At 40.8% G+C, this 15,040-nt stretch carries 10 protein-coding genes; 6 read left to right on the top strand and 4 right to left on the bottom strand.

Annotated features, from left to right (window positions below):
• The first annotated feature begins 79 nt into the window (after positions 1–79).
• Positions 80–2,353: a hypothetical protein gene (locus ACE1B6_RS23750; RefSeq protein ID WP_413259751.1), complete on the top strand. Its 2,274-nt coding sequence runs from the start codon at positions 80–82 to the stop codon at positions 2,351–2,353.
• 16 nt (positions 2,354–2,369) lie between these two features.
• On the opposite strand, the gene ACE1B6_RS23745 is transcribed toward ACE1B6_RS23750, so the two are convergent.
• Positions 2,370–3,425: a CAP domain-containing protein gene (locus ACE1B6_RS23745; RefSeq protein ID WP_413259750.1), complete on the bottom strand. Its 1,056-nt coding sequence runs from the start codon at positions 3,423–3,425 to the stop codon at positions 2,370–2,372.
• Between the two features lie 202 nt (positions 3,426–3,627).
• Here ACE1B6_RS23745 and ACE1B6_RS23740 point away from each other — a divergent pair, with 202 nt between their 5' ends.
• Positions 3,628–5,253 (top strand): NB-ARC domain-containing protein, encoded by a 1,626-nt coding sequence (locus ACE1B6_RS23740; protein ID WP_413259749.1) that lies wholly within the window; start codon positions 3,628–3,630, stop codon positions 5,251–5,253.
• 94 nt (positions 5,254–5,347) lie between these two features.
• On the opposite strand, the gene ACE1B6_RS23735 is transcribed toward ACE1B6_RS23740, so the two are convergent.
• On the bottom strand, positions 5,348–6,187 hold the full coding sequence (locus ACE1B6_RS23735) for a WecB/TagA/CpsF family glycosyltransferase (RefSeq protein ID WP_413259748.1): 840 nt from the start codon (positions 6,185–6,187) through the stop codon (positions 5,348–5,350).
• 586 nt (positions 6,188–6,773) lie between these two features.
• On the opposite strand from ACE1B6_RS23735, the gene ACE1B6_RS23730 reads away from it, so the two are divergent.
• Together ACE1B6_RS23730 and ACE1B6_RS23725 are read left to right on the top strand one after the other, a co-directional pair.
• Entirely contained in the window at positions 6,774–8,954 is a 2,181-nt protein-coding gene (locus tag ACE1B6_RS23730; protein WP_413259747.1) for a CHASE2 domain-containing protein, read from the top strand.
• A 231-nt stretch (positions 8,955–9,185) separates the two neighbouring features.
• Complete coding sequence (locus ACE1B6_RS23725) at positions 9,186–9,404, top strand: hypothetical protein (RefSeq protein WP_413259746.1); 219 nt, start codon at positions 9,186–9,188, stop codon at positions 9,402–9,404.
• A gap of 21 nt (positions 9,405–9,425) precedes the next feature.
• Here ACE1B6_RS23725 and mltA read toward each other — a convergent pair whose 3' ends face one another.
• Positions 9,426–10,694, bottom strand: a complete 1,269-nt coding sequence (mltA, locus tag ACE1B6_RS23720; protein ID WP_413259745.1) for a murein transglycosylase A — start codon at positions 10,692–10,694, stop codon at positions 9,426–9,428.
• 182 nt (positions 10,695–10,876) lie between these two features.
• Entirely contained in the window at positions 10,877–12,517 is a 1,641-nt protein-coding gene (nadB, locus tag ACE1B6_RS23715; RefSeq protein ID WP_413259744.1) for an L-aspartate oxidase, read from the bottom strand.
• A 226-nt stretch (positions 12,518–12,743) separates the two neighbouring features.
• Between nadB and ACE1B6_RS23710 the strand changes: the two genes are divergently transcribed.
• Together ACE1B6_RS23710 and ACE1B6_RS23705 are read left to right on the top strand one after the other, a co-directional pair.
• On the top strand, positions 12,744–13,559 hold the full coding sequence (locus ACE1B6_RS23710; RefSeq protein ID WP_413259913.1) for a carbon-nitrogen hydrolase family protein: 816 nt from the start codon (positions 12,744–12,746) through the stop codon (positions 13,557–13,559).
• 121 nt (positions 13,560–13,680) lie between these two features.
• Positions 13,681–14,910: an AI-2E family transporter gene (locus ACE1B6_RS23705; RefSeq protein WP_413259743.1), complete on the top strand. Its 1,230-nt coding sequence runs from the start codon at positions 13,681–13,683 to the stop codon at positions 14,908–14,910.
• The last annotated feature ends 130 nt before the right edge of the window (positions 14,911–15,040 follow it).

Below are 15,040 nucleotides of genomic sequence, written 5' to 3'. Positions count from 1 at the left end.
CAATAACTTTGGCTAATCTTTAAAGATTAGCCATTTTTTAGCGAAAATATTATTATAATTGAGAAGTTGCCGTTTTTTGGTGAGTAATTTAATCATGAATTGGCTAGCGATCGCTCAAAAATTACTATTAGGAATATCTATCCTTACCATAGGTTTTATTCTTGCCAACATTGCCGCTCACCAAATTAGTAAACTCAAAACTAAGAACGCTAAAATTTGGGCGCACATAACCCGTTTTACCCTGCTTTTTTTAGTGACGCTGATCGCAACTCAGCAAATTAAACTAGATAGCTTTATCCTCACTCCAACCGCTAAAAATAACCAAGCAATAGCCCAACAGCAAAACAGTAATTTAAGCTGGAAAAACGTCTTACTAGGCGGCGGAGGTTACGTTACAGGAATTTACCTTCACCCCCAACAAAAAGATTTAGTTTACATTCGCACCGATATCGGTGGTTTTTATCGTTGGAATCCTCAAAATCAAACTTGGATTCCCATTACCGATCGCTTTCCCAAGTCCCAAAGTGACTATTATGGCGGCGAATCCTTAGCCCTCGATCCTAACAATCCTAATACCGTTTACATCGCCGCTGGAAAATATCTTTGGTCTAAACCTGGCTCAATTTTTAAATCAACAAATCGCGGACAAACTTGGCAAAAACTCGATATTGATTTGCCAATGGGAGGTAACGAAGATAAACGTTGGATGGGCGAAAGATTAGCAGTTAATCCCTTTAATTCTCAAGTGATTTTGTTCGGTTCTCGACGTGATGGTTTATGGAGATCGAACAATAGTGGCGAAACCTGGAATCAAGTCACTTCTTTACCTAACAATTCTCGCAAAGGTATCGGCATTACTGGAATTTTGTTTGACAAACGAGTATCCAATTTAGTTTACGCTGTTTCCTACGGAGATGGTATTTATAAATCCACTGACGCAGGTGTTACCTGGAGAAAAATTCCCGAAAGTCCCCAATTTCCTCGCCGGATGGCTATTAGTTCTAACGGTACATTATACGTAACTAGTTCCAAAGGCCCAGGAGTTACTAAATATGCAAAAAATGCTTGGAGTAACATCACTCCCGAAAAATCACAAGCTACCTTTAACGCTATTACTGTTAACCCAAACAACCCTAATCATATATTAGTCAGTACTGGAGAAACAGATTCTACCCGACTCTACGGTTCTTGGGATGGGGGAAAAACTTGGCAGAGAATTAAACGCACTATGAATAGTACAGTTCCTTGGTGGAGGCGTTTAATGTTAAAACAACCTTGGATTTCTGCGATCGAGTTTGACCCCAAAGTTTTCGGCAGAGCTTGGTTAACAGATTGGTACGGTATTTGGCGTACAGAAAATTACCAAACTAATCCTGTTGTCTGGACTAACTATCAAAAAGGACATGAAGAAATCGTCACTTTTGCTTTAGTTTCTCCTCCCAAAGGTGCGCCATTACTCAGTGCTGTTGCTGATGTTGATGGTTTTTATCATGACAATGGATTAAATGCTTTTCCTACTAGAGAATTTGGCGGTCAAGGCCCAAATTTTCAAGACACTTATAGCATTGCTTACAATGAAAAAAATCCCTTGCGAGTAGTGCGAGTAGGTGGCAACCGTTGGAATAATACTTTTGGCGGTGCGACTTCCACAGATGGCGGTCAAAGTTGGCAGAAATTCCCGACTTTTCCCGAAAAAAAGATGCCATTACGAGTAGCAGTTTCGGCAACTAATCCTGAAGTTTTCTTAGTAACTATTAGCGATGAAAAACCTCTACTTACTAAGGATGGAGGAAAAACTTGGAGCGAAATTTCTACCTTACCAAAAGGAGCAAAAGGCCCTTGGAATTGGGCTCAACCTTTAGCCGCAGATCCCATTGATGGCAAAACATTCTATTACTATGCTGGCGGTAAATTGTATCGCAGTACTGACGGAGGCGCTAATTTTGAAATTGTTAATGAGTCTTTGCTGCGCGATCGCTGGCATTCCTTAAAAACTGCTCCCGGAATTAAGGGCGAACTCTGGTTAAGTTTAGATAAAGATGGTTTATTTCGCTCCACAAATGCTGGCAAAACCTTTAGCAAAATTCCCACAGTAGAAAGAGCTTTTCTATTTGCTTTAGGTAAACCACCGCGAGGAAGTAAAGTACCTGCACTTTATTTATACGGTAAAATTGCTGGGAAAAATGAGGGAATTTTCCGGTCTTTAGATAGAGGTAGAACTTGGACTAGTATTAGCGATCGCTCCCAACCCATAGGCAACAACCCTAATGTTATGGAAGCGAGTAAACAACAGTTTGGATTAGTTTTTATCGGTACAAATGGAAGAGGAATATATTACCGAAACACTCAATAATTAATCAGAATTGCGACTATACCGCAACAAAATCATCAAAACTTAGGGAAGCAATATCAACATCAGGTAATACTGCTAAAAGACTTCCTGTAGTAGCATTGATAATTTGTGCTTCTATTTGCCCATCAGGAACAAACTCGTCAAATCCTTGATTAAAGCGGAGATTGCCAAAGGACAAATTACTAGTTAAACCAATAAAATCCTCGAAATCGTTGTAGTAAATAATGTCCGGTGCATCTTCTCTTAAAATGTATGTATCTGTACCCGCACCACCAATTAATGTATCTGCACCCAAGTCTCCATAAAGGCGATCGTTCCCAGCTTCTCCCTGGACAATATCATTACCTTGACCACCATATACTATGTCATCTCCATCACCACCAAAAACTTGATCGTTGCCTTTATTTCCATTTACATGAAAGTCGTTTCCTACACCACCAAAAACAACATCGTCTCCCTGTCCACCACAGACTAAATCGTTTCCTTCCTCACCAAAAACCCAGTCATTAGCAATATTGCCATTGAGATAATCATCTCCAGCTGCACCATTAATGGTGTCGTTACCTGCAACTCCTAAAATAGTGTCATTACCTGCACTACCTGTTAATAAATCATCTCCGGGAGTACCAATAATTAGTGGTGGTGGTGGTGGTGGTACATCGCCAAATACTGCACCAAAATTTTGTGTCCAGTAATGATTGTAATTAACATTGCCTGTATCGTTAGCTAGAAAGTAGTAACCAACACCGAGTGCTCGATAATCAGGATTAAGAATATTGGCACGATGTCCAGAACTGTTCATCCATCCTTCTACCACTGCCTCTGGTGTATTTAAACCCGCATAAATGTTTTCTCCCACAAAGGTAGATGGATAGCCAACAGCTGTGGCGCGATCGGACGGTCGAGAACCATCTAATCCTGTATGATCGAAAAAGTCTTGTAATGCCATATTTTGGCTGTGAATTTGTGCTGCTTGCGCCAACTGAGGATTAAATGTTAGAGGCTGCAAACCATACTTACTGCGTTCAATGTTGGTAAGTTCTAAAACACGGTTGACAAAGTAATCATTCATAATAAATGCCAAAATTGTTAACAAATTGTTAGGCGATCGGAGTCGATTTGCTAGTAATGCTTTAGACTACGACTACGCATCTATGTCCAAAATCGGTTAATTTTTGGCTGCCAACCAGTGCAGTTTTAGCTCAGCAAAATTACGGTTGTTTTGCGTGTTTAGTGAGATAAAATTGACCTTGACAGGTTCGCTCAGATAATATATGTCACCTACTCTCAAGGCTTCTAAATCAGGTTTAGCTCAAATTCAACAAGCTAGAAATGAAAAAGGTTGGACTGTAGATGATCCAAGATGGTTAATAGAAGCTAGTAAAATTTTGTCCCCAGAGCAGGATTGGTCAGCAGATAGCTGTTATTACGCTCATGGTTGTTCCGAAACAACTTGGAAACGATTTTTAAGAGGAATAGCAATTAGTAGTTCTACATTTAAAGCTTTCTGTCAAGTTTTAGAATTAAATTGGACAGAGGTTTTCGCGGACGATTTATTAACAGAAACTCAGTCTTATGTTGTAGCGCAAAAGCAGTTAAATACTAATCAGTATCAAGATTGGGGAGACGCACCCGATGTTCCTATATTCTATGGTCGTACAGAGGAACTAACAAAGCTAAAACACTGGATTTTAAATGAGCGGTGTCGCTTGGTGACAATATTAGGAATGGGAGGGATGGGAAAAACTGCTTTATGTGTAAAGTTAGCTCAGGAATTACAAGATAAATTCGAGTGGATGATTTGGCGATCGCTACGTTACATCACACCTGGGAATGATATTTTATTTAACTTAATCCCATCCTTCTCTGACGATAAATTTTCCCCAAATTCTCCTGTGACTAACACTCTTAAACCTTGGCAAGTATTAGAATTTTTACGTAAACATCGCTGCTTGATTATTTTAGATAATTATGAAACTATCTTACGCGGTGGGGAACTAGCTGGACAGTATATCCCTGAATATCAACAATATGGCGAATTAATACGGTTAGTTGGAGAATCAAATCATCACAGTTGTCTGGTAATTAATACTCGCGAAAACCCGCAAGAAATTGCCATGTTGTCAGAAGACTATTTCCCGGTTCGCTACTTAAAACTCAACGGTTTAAAATTACCAGAAGCACAAGATCTTTTACAAACTCAAGGTTTATCACCGCAAAAAGAATCCGAAAAACTCATTGAATCATACGCCGGAAATCCCCTCGCATTAAAAATGGTTTCTCATACTATTCAAATTCTATTTCAAGGCAATATCTGGCTATTTCTCACTCAAGGTACATTAGTTATTGGTGACATTTTTAGCAATCTTCTAGCTGAACATTTTGAAAGATTGTCAAATTTAGAAAGAAATATTATATACTGCTTAGCAATTCAAAATAAACCATTATCAATTGGGGAATTGCCAGAACATATTTTAATCAATGTAGCTAAATCTGAGTATATAGAAGCAATGGAATCATTATGCAGAAGATGCTTATTAGAAAAAAATATCAAAAATGAACAATTGGTTTTTAATTTACAGCTAGTAGTCATGAAATACGCAACGAAGCAATTAGTTACTCAGGTATATAGCGAAATTGTTGATGCTATTAAAACTCATTCAGTCGATCGCTTTGATGTTTTGCGAAATCATCAATTAATTTCGGTTGACGATCGCTATCCCGAAATCAAAACTCTTCAGGATAATTCAATTATTAGACCAATCAAAAATAAGTTAAAAACCATGTTTAAAGATGAAAGTCGCATCGAATATAATTTACATCAGTTATTAATCATACTCTCAGAGCGATCGGCTAACTTTGTCCAATATGCTAGCAAAAACATTGAGCATCTCCTCTAAAATTATTCGGCTTATTCACAACCAGCGCCCAAAAAAAATTAGGCCACTTTTGTTCAAGTGACCTTTGAGAAATCAAACTATTCCTGTGAGTAAACTATGACTTCAACACAGGTTCCCGAAAGTAATCTTGCTGTAAACTAACGGCCTCTTTCTCAATTCTTACATTAAAGCTAGAGCTTCCTTTCTTAAATGGTTGACTATAGAAATTTAGCTTTTGTTTCATCACCAACCAGAAAAATGGTAAATCATCTACTAAATATCTCTTCCATAATCTTTGTGGTTCAGACATTAGTCGATGTAACCATTCAACCCCAGCAACACTCATCCATTCAGGCGATCTTTGTTTATTACCAGCTTCAAAATCAATAGTTGCACCTAATGCCAAAAAGATTTTAATATTGGTGAGTTTCTCTTTATAGAGAGCAATCCATTTTTCTTGTTTTGGCGCTCCCACACCAATTGCCAATACAGTAGCACCTGAATTGTTGATCATGTCTACTATTTTCAGGCATTCTATTTCGTTGTTCTCAAACCCAAAAGAAGGAGAGTAGGAATCGACAATCATGTTTCTGCCTACTTTATGATTGATCCGCTCTTGAGCTTTCTTCGCTACTCCTTCCGCCGCTCCTAACAAAAAGATTTTAATGTTTTCATCATCTTTATAATGATTGTAAAAAGCAGGGAACAAATCCGAACCAGAAATCTTCTCTTTTAGGGGAGTACCTAAAAATTTAGAAGCATACATGACTATCTGGCTATCACAAACTCTATAAGTGGCAATATCATAAGCCTTATAAAATTCTTGATCTTTTTGTAACTTAATCAGGTGGTCTACATTCGGGGTAAATACTACGCCACCTGAACCGAGTTTGTCCAATAATTCTACTTTGGATAAATTATCAATTGATAAATTTAGAATGTTGACTGATTTCATAAAAGTTGTCTCGCTAAAAAATAAAGGGTGGATCAATGATGAAGTTTATGTTTATTTAGGTTGTGTTTTCCCTAACTGCTGGTTTCCAGTATTGGCGATCGGCAGTCCTTGGAGAAAGAGCTTGGTTAAGATTCTCCGTGGAGATACAAGCACCTCTTAAGTATCCGCAAGTAAGAACAAGTAGGTGAGTAACTTGCTACATACTAGCTATTCCGTAACCCTTCCGTGGAAACACTTACCTTACTTAGTGAGGATAACAAGAATTTTTATAGAGTAATTTAAAGATTTGGTAAAAACCACAAGTTTGCTGTAAAGTTACTGTAAAGAATGTTGCTTCACTCTAGGTAACTAAGGCTGAAATAGTTGTAGTAACTGAGCAATCCAGAATTTTTGACAAAAAAGATAGTTTAGCCAGGGTTTGTTTCTCTAGGACTACGATCGCTATTATTTTACCCCTGTAGTTTTTACTCACTGCATCACTTGAGTTTATCTCTATCGGCAAAAAATGAACTTTACTGATTTGCCCGACCATTGGCTATTAATTAAAGAGAGACAGTGAAATAAGCTCAAAAACTCGGTGAATGGGATGATTAAGCAGTTAGCTAAAAACGCCACAAAAAGGGGAAAAAACCTTAAGCAACAGTTGCTCGAAAATCGCAGGGTCTGGATTAGCTTCAGCGTCGTTGCTGCTTGTTTAATCTCCCTGCGACTGATGGGACTATTGCAATTTGGGGAATGGGAAGCTTTAGATCAGTTTTTTCGCTTACGCCCACCCCAAGTCGTCGATCAACGAATCTTAATTGTGGGGATTCAAGAGGCAGACATCCAGCGCATTGGTAGCTGGCCGATTCCCGATCGCAACATGGCAGAATTGATCGACAAAATCCGTTCTCTGCAACCCCGTGCTATTGGTTTAGATATCTACAGAGATTTGCCAGTTCCTCCAGGTCATACAGAGTGGCTAGAGACGGCGCAGACAACACCTAACTTAGTGGGAATTGAACAACTAAGCAACAATAATAGTCCAGGCGTAGAAGGACCACCTCTTTTGAAACAGCAAGGGCGAGTCGGTTTTAACAATGTCATTGTCGATCCTGATGGCAAGGTACGCCGCAACTTGCTCTACTGGCATATTAACGATAAACCTCGAATCAGTTTTGCTCTCAAGCTCGCTTTAAGCTATCTGAAAGCAGAAAAAATTCAACCGCACTCGGCAAACAACAAAAACCGTTATTTGCAGCTAGGTGAAGCTGTATTCCATCGCTTTCAACCCAATGACGGCAGCTACGTAATGGCTGATGCTGGGGGCTACCAAATTTTAGCTAATTTCCAAGGTCCCGCAGGTAGCTTTCGCACCGTTTCAATGGCACAAATGTTATCCGGTGAAGTACCTCCTGAGTGGGTGCGCGATCGGATTGTCTTAATTGGCTCAACAGCTGAATCCCTGAAAGATTTTTTCTTAACACCTTACAGCACTGGTCTTTTTATTGGTGGCCCAAAACCAATTTCTGGCATAGAATTACAAGCAAATTTTATTAGTCAAATCCTTAATGCTGCCCAAGGAAAAACAGTTTTATTTCAAGTTTGGCCGGAATGGTTAGAAATATCATGGATTTTGTTTTGGACTTGGTTGGGCACAATTCTTATTTGGCGATCGCCCTCCGTCAAACTTTCCCTAATTTATCTAATTTTAGCCATCTTCATTCTATTTATTATTAGCTATTTAGCCTTTTTAGCAGGTTGGTGGTTGCCCTTTATCCCACCAATGTTAGGACTGGTAGCTTCTGCGATCGCCATTACCGCCTTGGTTGCCCACTTAAAAGAAGAATTCAAACGTTCCAAAGAATTCCTCCAAAATCTCATTGATGCCATTCCCGATCCAATTTTTGTGAAAGACAAACAACATCGCTGGATTGTCTTAAACCAAGCCTACTGTAGATTTATCGGTTATCCCTTAGCAAAACTTCTAGAAAAATCAGACTTTGACGTTTTTTCTAATCATGAAGCCAATATCTTTTGGCATCAAGATGAATTAGTATTCCAAAGCGGTAACGCAACTGAAAATGAAGAAGAATTCACCAACTCTCAAGGTATCACCCATCACATCGCTACTAAAAGATCGCTGCACAAAGATCCGGCAGGTAACATCTTTTTAATAGGGGTGATTCGCGACATTACCGAACGCAAGCATTTAGAAGAAAATCTCAAACGCACCGCTGCTGAATTAGTGCGTTCTAATACAGAATTAAGACTTTCTGAAGACCGTTTGCGCTACCTCGCTTACCACGATACCCTGACTGGCTTACCCAATCGGAAACTTTTTCACGAACGCTTAAGTCAATCGATCGACTGGGCACATCAAAATCATCAGTTAGTCGCTTTGCTATTCCTAGACTTGGATGGTTTTAAGCTGATTAACGACACCAAAGGACATGATACCGGAGATCTACTCTTGCAAACCGTCGGTGAAAGACTCAAACGTTGTCTACGCAGCAGCGATACTGTCTCTCGCTTAGGCGGCGACGAGTTTACAGTAATTCTACCTGGGATTCCCTCCTTACCTGATATTGCTAAAGTAGCCGACAAAATCCTCACGACGATTAATCAACCTTTTATTTTGCAAGGTCATAAAATTCGCATCTCTACCAGCATCGGGATTAGTGTCTATCCCCTAAACGGCGAAAATATAGAAACTTTGATTAAAAATGCTGATGCGGCAATGTACTCTGCTAAGCAACTAGGAAAAAATAACTACACCTTTTCTTAAGTTTCTTAAATTTTTTCATGTTTCACTGTAATTCTACAGGAAATCTATCTTAAGTATACTTACTAAACAAAAATGGTATGTTCATATCGAAGAGTGCATTCTTGGCAACAAGGAATTTACCTAAATTTGAACCATCAGTTTTGTTTATCAGTCAAAAATTTCCGAGTATTTACGGACAATTCTTGATTAAGTATATATACTAGATAATAGGCAGAGAAGGTTTGACGCACTATGGATACCTTTTTACGGTTAGCAGGTTTAGGAACTCTGATCGTGGGTTTACAACTAGTTGCTCCTGAAAGCTCAAGTGCTAGCACGATCGCTCCTCACTTTAAAAATTTTACCACAACAGAAAAATCAACTGTTGTATTACCTATCGATCGCAACTACGATCCCCCAAATAATGGTGGGCCTTCTAGTGGTGGTAGTCAAGGCTCTGGAACTCGCTAAATTTTCTATGGGGAAATAAACTCAACGCTTCAGCAACGGATAGTAAAGATATCCATTACTCACAGTCATTCCTGCTCTTTCCCCAGCTACTTTTCCAGTTCCCACAAAATAGTCTACTCTGCCTGCACCTTTAATTGCTCCCCCCATATCTTGATCGAGTACGTAGCGTGACACAGTTTTAAACTGCAATTTTTGATTAGCATCGGTGTAAGGAAAAGGTGCATGGATTAAAGCTAAAGCACCTGGGGGCATAATTGATTTATCGGTAGCGATCGATCTATCCGCAGTTAATGGTACGCTAAGGCTACCCGTCGCTCGACGACCATAGTTTTCTTGAAAAAATACAAAACTACGATCGCGCGGCAGATAATTATCTAATTCTTGCGGATTTTCGTGAAAATATTGCAAAATCACTGGCATAGTCAGATTTTCTAACGGCAACTTCCCATCATCTGCCAAAGCCTTGCCAATACTACTATAGTTGTAAGCCGTATTTCCAGCATAACCAACCGTGGTGATTTTACCATCAGTTAACCGCAGTTTCGCCGAACCTTGAATGTGAATTAAATAAGCTTCTAAACGATCGCGCAACCAAAACAATTCTAAACCCTTTAACTTCCCCTTACTTCCTTGCAAACCATCTTTTCCTTCCAACTCTTCTCTAGTAGGATGAGGTCTTGACCAAGATTTTAAATTTTGCGGTAAACGATAGATAGGATAACGATATTCTGCGGTAGGTTTTCGACTCGCATCATAAAGCGGTTCATAATAAGCAGTAAACAGTACATTTCCCAAACCATCTCTACCGATAGACTGGTAAAAAACAAACTCCTTTTGTACCGCCTCCCAAAGTTCTGCGCCATTCCGAGAAGTTCTCACCAATTGGCGAAATCTTGTTAAACTGCGAATAACTCGATCGCGAGTAATCCCCGAAATCGGATAATTTTGATAATCAGTAATTGCCTGAGAAGAAGCAAGATAACGTAAACTATTATCGATCGCTTTTAACAACTCAATTCGATCCCCACCTCCCTGATTTTCTCCCCAAATTCGCTCATCAACTCCCATATAATCAGGTAAATTCTTGATTGCAGGCAACAAAACTGGTAAACTTTTCGCAGGTGGTAAAGCATCTCTAAGCAAAATTTGCGGATCGGGAAGTTCGGGAATTAATATCTCAGATGTTACCGGATTTATCTTTACAGATTGCTGCCAAAAAGTTAACACCAATCCATAAGCGATCGTCAACAATCCCACATTCAAACTAATCAATGTCAAAGTCTTTTTCATATCCGAAAGACATGGTAACAAAAGGGTAAAGAAACTCTGTTTTGATTGACTTTAAAGTAACAATACAGACCTCTGGCAAAAATAGACAATTTCTATCTTCATCTGTGTTCATCTATGGTAAAAAAGAACCAAGATTTCTGACCTTTGCCAGCAGTCTAACCAAAAACATTCCCAGTCCCCAATCACCAGTCCCCAGTACCCACCAAAGAAGATTTCCACCATTGGTTATTTTTAACTAATGTGTGAACTTGCCATTCCGGGGAAGTTTCCGGGAAATCAGCACGATAGTGACCGCCACGACTTTCGGTACGGAAAACAGCACTTTTAAGGATTAAGTATGCCACATCTAAAAGATTTCGGGTTTCTCCCCAAAGCTTAATTTGGGCTTCTATGTCCGGGAAATTTAACAAAACAGACTGGGGTGGTTGGAAGTTTTGTAAGTACTGACTAAACTCTAAAGCAGCGAAGTCTTTTTGCCATAATTCTACTTGATCGATCGCACCTACCAACTCATCCTCTCGTCGCGAAATCCCCGCACATCGCCACATCAACCGCGGTAACTCTTCACGAATCAATTCCACTAAAGAAGGTAGAGGGGCAGAGGCGCAGACGGGCAGAGGAGAACTTTTTTCCTTTTCCTCTTTTTCCCTACTTTCTACCTGCAAATTACTCATTTGTCTGCCAAACACGATACATTCTAATAAAGAATTACTCGCCAAACGATTAGCGCCGTGAACACCAGTACTAGCAGTTTCTCCTACTGCATATAATCCCGGAATTGAAGTTTGATTCATTAAATCAACCAAAACACCACCCATCCAATAATGAGCAGCTGGAGAAACAGGAATTGGTTCTGAGAATACATCAATTCCCCAATGTTGGCAAACTTGGATAATATTCGGAAATCGATGCCGAATTTTTTCTGGGGGAATAGGGCGTAAATCTAACCAAACATGAGGTTCCCCTGTATCTTTCAAGTGGTGGAAAATCGCTCGACTCACCACATCTCTCGGAGCAAGTTCACCCTTTGGGTGATAATCAAAAGCAAAACGATAGCCTTGAGAATCTACTAAATGAGCACCTTCACCCCGGACAGCTTCACTAATTAAAAAATGAGGTGCATCCAATTTTATTAAAGCAGTAGGATGAAATTGAAAAAATTCCAAATCGCGGACGATCGCACCCGCACGATAAGCCAATGCTACACCATCACCCGTACTCACAGCCGGATTAGTAGTTTGACAAAACACCTGTCCCCCACCCCCAGTTGCTAACACCACAGCTTGAGCACTTACCCAAAGTAACTCACCTTGGTAAATTAAACTAATTCCTTGACAATGCCCATTTTCCGACAGCCAAAGATCCAAAACAAAAGCTGGCGAAAGCACTTGAATATTTGAGCGTTCCAACACTTTAGCCGTTAAAACACTGACAACAGCCCTTCCTGTAGTATCAGCAGCGTGAAGCACGCGAGGGCGAGAGTGTGCAGCTTCTAAAGTCAAGGCTAAATTTTCGCCTTTGCGATCGAAACCCACCCCCATTTGTACCAAAGAATCAATACAACTGGGAGCCTGTTCCACCAAAAACTTTACCGCCTCCAACTCACAAAGACCAGCCCCAGCCTGCATTGTATCTTCAATATGCAACTGAGGCGAATCACTCGGATCGATAACCGCCGCAATACCCCCCTGAGCCCAATCACTAGCAGATAAAGGCAAGCTATCCTTAGTAATTAAGCCCACTTGTAACGATTCTGGCAAACAAAGTGCTGTATAGAGACCAGCAGCACCCGCCCCAACGACTAAAACATCGAATCTATTCACTAAAGAACTCGAAGTACAAGAGTGCAAACACAACTCCCAGAAAAACTTTATCTAACAGAGTACTCTGGAATTGAAAAAATTTGGTTTCCGATTTTCCTATTCTCCAATTTACTCCTCTAGAGCGATCGCGCAGTTAGCTAAAATACCATTACTTCTATATTTGAGACGATCGAGGATCAACGTCAAACAGAAGCGAAATTTTTACACAATTACTTGACTTTCCATGATGAAGCCTTATCTCGCCGCCGCCATTCAAATGACCAGTGTACCTGATTTAGAAAAAAATCTAATTCAGGCAGAAGAATTGATCGACCTCGCCGTGCGTCGGGGTGCAGAATTAGTCAGTTTACCAGAAAACTTCTCCTTTATGGGCGAAGAAAAAGATAAAATTGCTCAAGCAGAAGCGATCGCCCAAAAAAGCGAAAAATTCCTCAAAACAATGGCGCAACGCTTCCAAATCACCATCTTAGGCGGCGGATTTCCCGTACCATTAGATAATGGCAGAGTTTACAACACCGCTTTGCTCATCGATCCCAACGGCGTAGAACTCGCCTGTTACCAAAAAGTACATTTATTCGACGTTGACTTACCCGACGGTAACACCTATCGCGAATCAAGCACCGTCATGGCAGGAACACGCATTCCCCCAATTTACCCCTCAAAAGAACTAGGAAATCTCGGACTTTCCGTATGTTACGACGTGCGCTTCCCCGAATTGTACCGTCACCTATCCCAAATGGGAGCCGAAGTCATCTTTGTTCCCGCCGCCTTCACCGCCTACACCGGGAAAGACCATTGGCAAGTATTATTACAAGCTAGAGCGATCGAAAACACCTGTTACATCATCGCCCCAGCCCAAACCGGAAGACATTACGCCATGAGACATTCTCACGGACACGCCATGATCGTCGATCCTTGGGGAGTAATTTTAGCCGATGCCGGGGGCGATCGACCAGGAGTAGCCGTAGCAGAAATCGACCCCCAACGCCTCGAACAAGTCCGCCGCCAAATGCCCTCGCTTCAACACCGAGTATTCATCTAAACTGAAATTATCGAAGCGGCAAAATAGCAAAAAAACCCATGTACCCTCAAAAGGTTGGTGATATCTTACCTCTACCCTACTACACTAATCACTAATACCACTGAAAAATTGAGCTAGTTTCATGGTTAGTCCTCGACCATCTCCACCAAAAAGTAAATTATTTAACTGGTGGGAATCCCTAACTCCATTGTCGCGCCTACTAGTAATTGCCCTAGCAGCACCACTTACCGTGTTAAATGCTTGGGCATTTTCGGAAATATTCGGTTACTTTGAATCTCTGTTTGTGATTCTGTTGGTAGCTTCCCTGTTAGCTTTTCTCCTCAGCTACCCAGTAGACTGGCTAGAACAAAGAGGAGTCAACAGAGCTCAAGCAGCAATCTTCGTCTTCTTACTCACAGTATTGATTTTAGTAGCAGTGGGAGTAACACTGGTGCCACTTGCCTTTAATCAAGCCCAACAGTTAGTAGCCAGATTACCAGAATGGATCGACTCAGGACAACGCCAACTAGTAACGATCAACGAAAGAGTTGACATAGTAGGATTACCCATCAGTTTAGATGGATTAATCGGTCAAATTAACGATCGCTTAAAAGCCAACCTGCAAAACATCGCCGGAAGAACCCTCAATCTCGCCTTAAACCTGACAGTATTAACAGTAGTCAGATTGTTAGATGTCTTACTCACAATAGTAGTCACCTTCTACCTACTGCTTCACAGCAAAGATATTTGGGTGAGCTTAATTCAGTGGCTACCTGCACGCATTCAACAACCATTTTCTCAGACATTGCGATCGAGCTTTCAAAACTACTTCACCGGACAAATCATCCTCGCCACCTGCATGGCATCTGGATTAATCTCCGTTTTCCTCTTAATGAAAGTACCCTTCGGCTTGCTCTTTGGCCTCACCATTGGTTTAATGGCACTCGTACCCTTCGGCGGTTCCGTCGGCATCGGACTAGTAGTTTTTCTCGTCGCTTTAAGAGACATTGGATTAGCCCTGCAAGTCCTAGCTGCCGCCCTCATCGTTCAACAAATAGTAGAAAATATCATCGCCCCCAGAGTACTAGGCAGCGTCACCGGACTAAACCCCTTTTGGGTATTCATCGCCATTTTAACCGGAGCCCGAATCGGCGGACTATTAGGAGTAGTAGTAGCAGTACCCACCGCAGTAGTCATCAAAGAAGTCCTCACCTACATCCGTTCATCCAGAAAAACCGACGAAGCCCAACAAAATACTCACATCACCAAAGATAACCCAACCATAATTAAACCCAACCACGACATCACCCCCCCCACCAACACCAAACCCCAACCAAAAACACCCGAATCAATACTAGAAGCCAAAGATTAAAAAGTTCGTAGTAACGACTTCAGTCGTATTTATCGTTCGTAGTAGCGACTTCCGACTAAAGTCGCTACTACAAACCAATAAAAAAACGGGTAGCTGCAAAAACTACCCGCCATATCTAAGAACTAAATTA

The organism is Floridaenema fluviatile BLCC-F154, from assembly GCF_041929135.1.
Lineage (GTDB): Bacteria > Cyanobacteriota > Cyanobacteriia > Cyanobacteriales > Aerosakkonemataceae > Floridanema > Floridanema fluviatile.
The sequence above is the reverse complement of the archived record's forward strand: the minus strand, read 5'-3'. Positions and strand labels throughout refer to the sequence as shown.

Excerpts from the sequence above, each read along its gene's own strand:
- ACE1B6_RS23705 (WP_413259743.1), top strand. The coding sequence starts at position 13,681 with ATGGTTAGTCCTCGACCATCTCCACCAAAAAGTAAATTATTTAACTGG.
- ACE1B6_RS23730 (WP_413259747.1), top strand. The coding sequence starts at position 6,774 with ATGATTAAGCAGTTAGCTAAAAACGCCACAAAAAGGGGAAAAAACCTT.
- ACE1B6_RS23735 (WP_413259748.1), bottom strand. The coding sequence starts at position 6,187 with ATGAAATCAGTCAACATTCTAAATTTATCAATTGATAATTTATCCAAA.
- ACE1B6_RS23725 (WP_413259746.1), top strand. The coding sequence starts at position 9,186 with ATGGATACCTTTTTACGGTTAGCAGGTTTAGGAACTCTGATCGTGGGT.
- mltA (WP_413259745.1), bottom strand. The coding sequence starts at position 10,694 with ATGAAAAAGACTTTGACATTGATTAGTTTGAATGTGGGATTGTTGACG.
- ACE1B6_RS23745 (WP_413259750.1), bottom strand. The coding sequence starts at position 3,425 with ATGAATGATTACTTTGTCAACCGTGTTTTAGAACTTACCAACATTGAA.
- ACE1B6_RS23710 (WP_413259913.1), top strand. The coding sequence starts at position 12,744 with ATGAAGCCTTATCTCGCCGCCGCCATTCAAATGACCAGTGTACCTGAT.
- ACE1B6_RS23740 (WP_413259749.1), top strand. The coding sequence starts at position 3,628 with ATGTCACCTACTCTCAAGGCTTCTAAATCAGGTTTAGCTCAAATTCAA.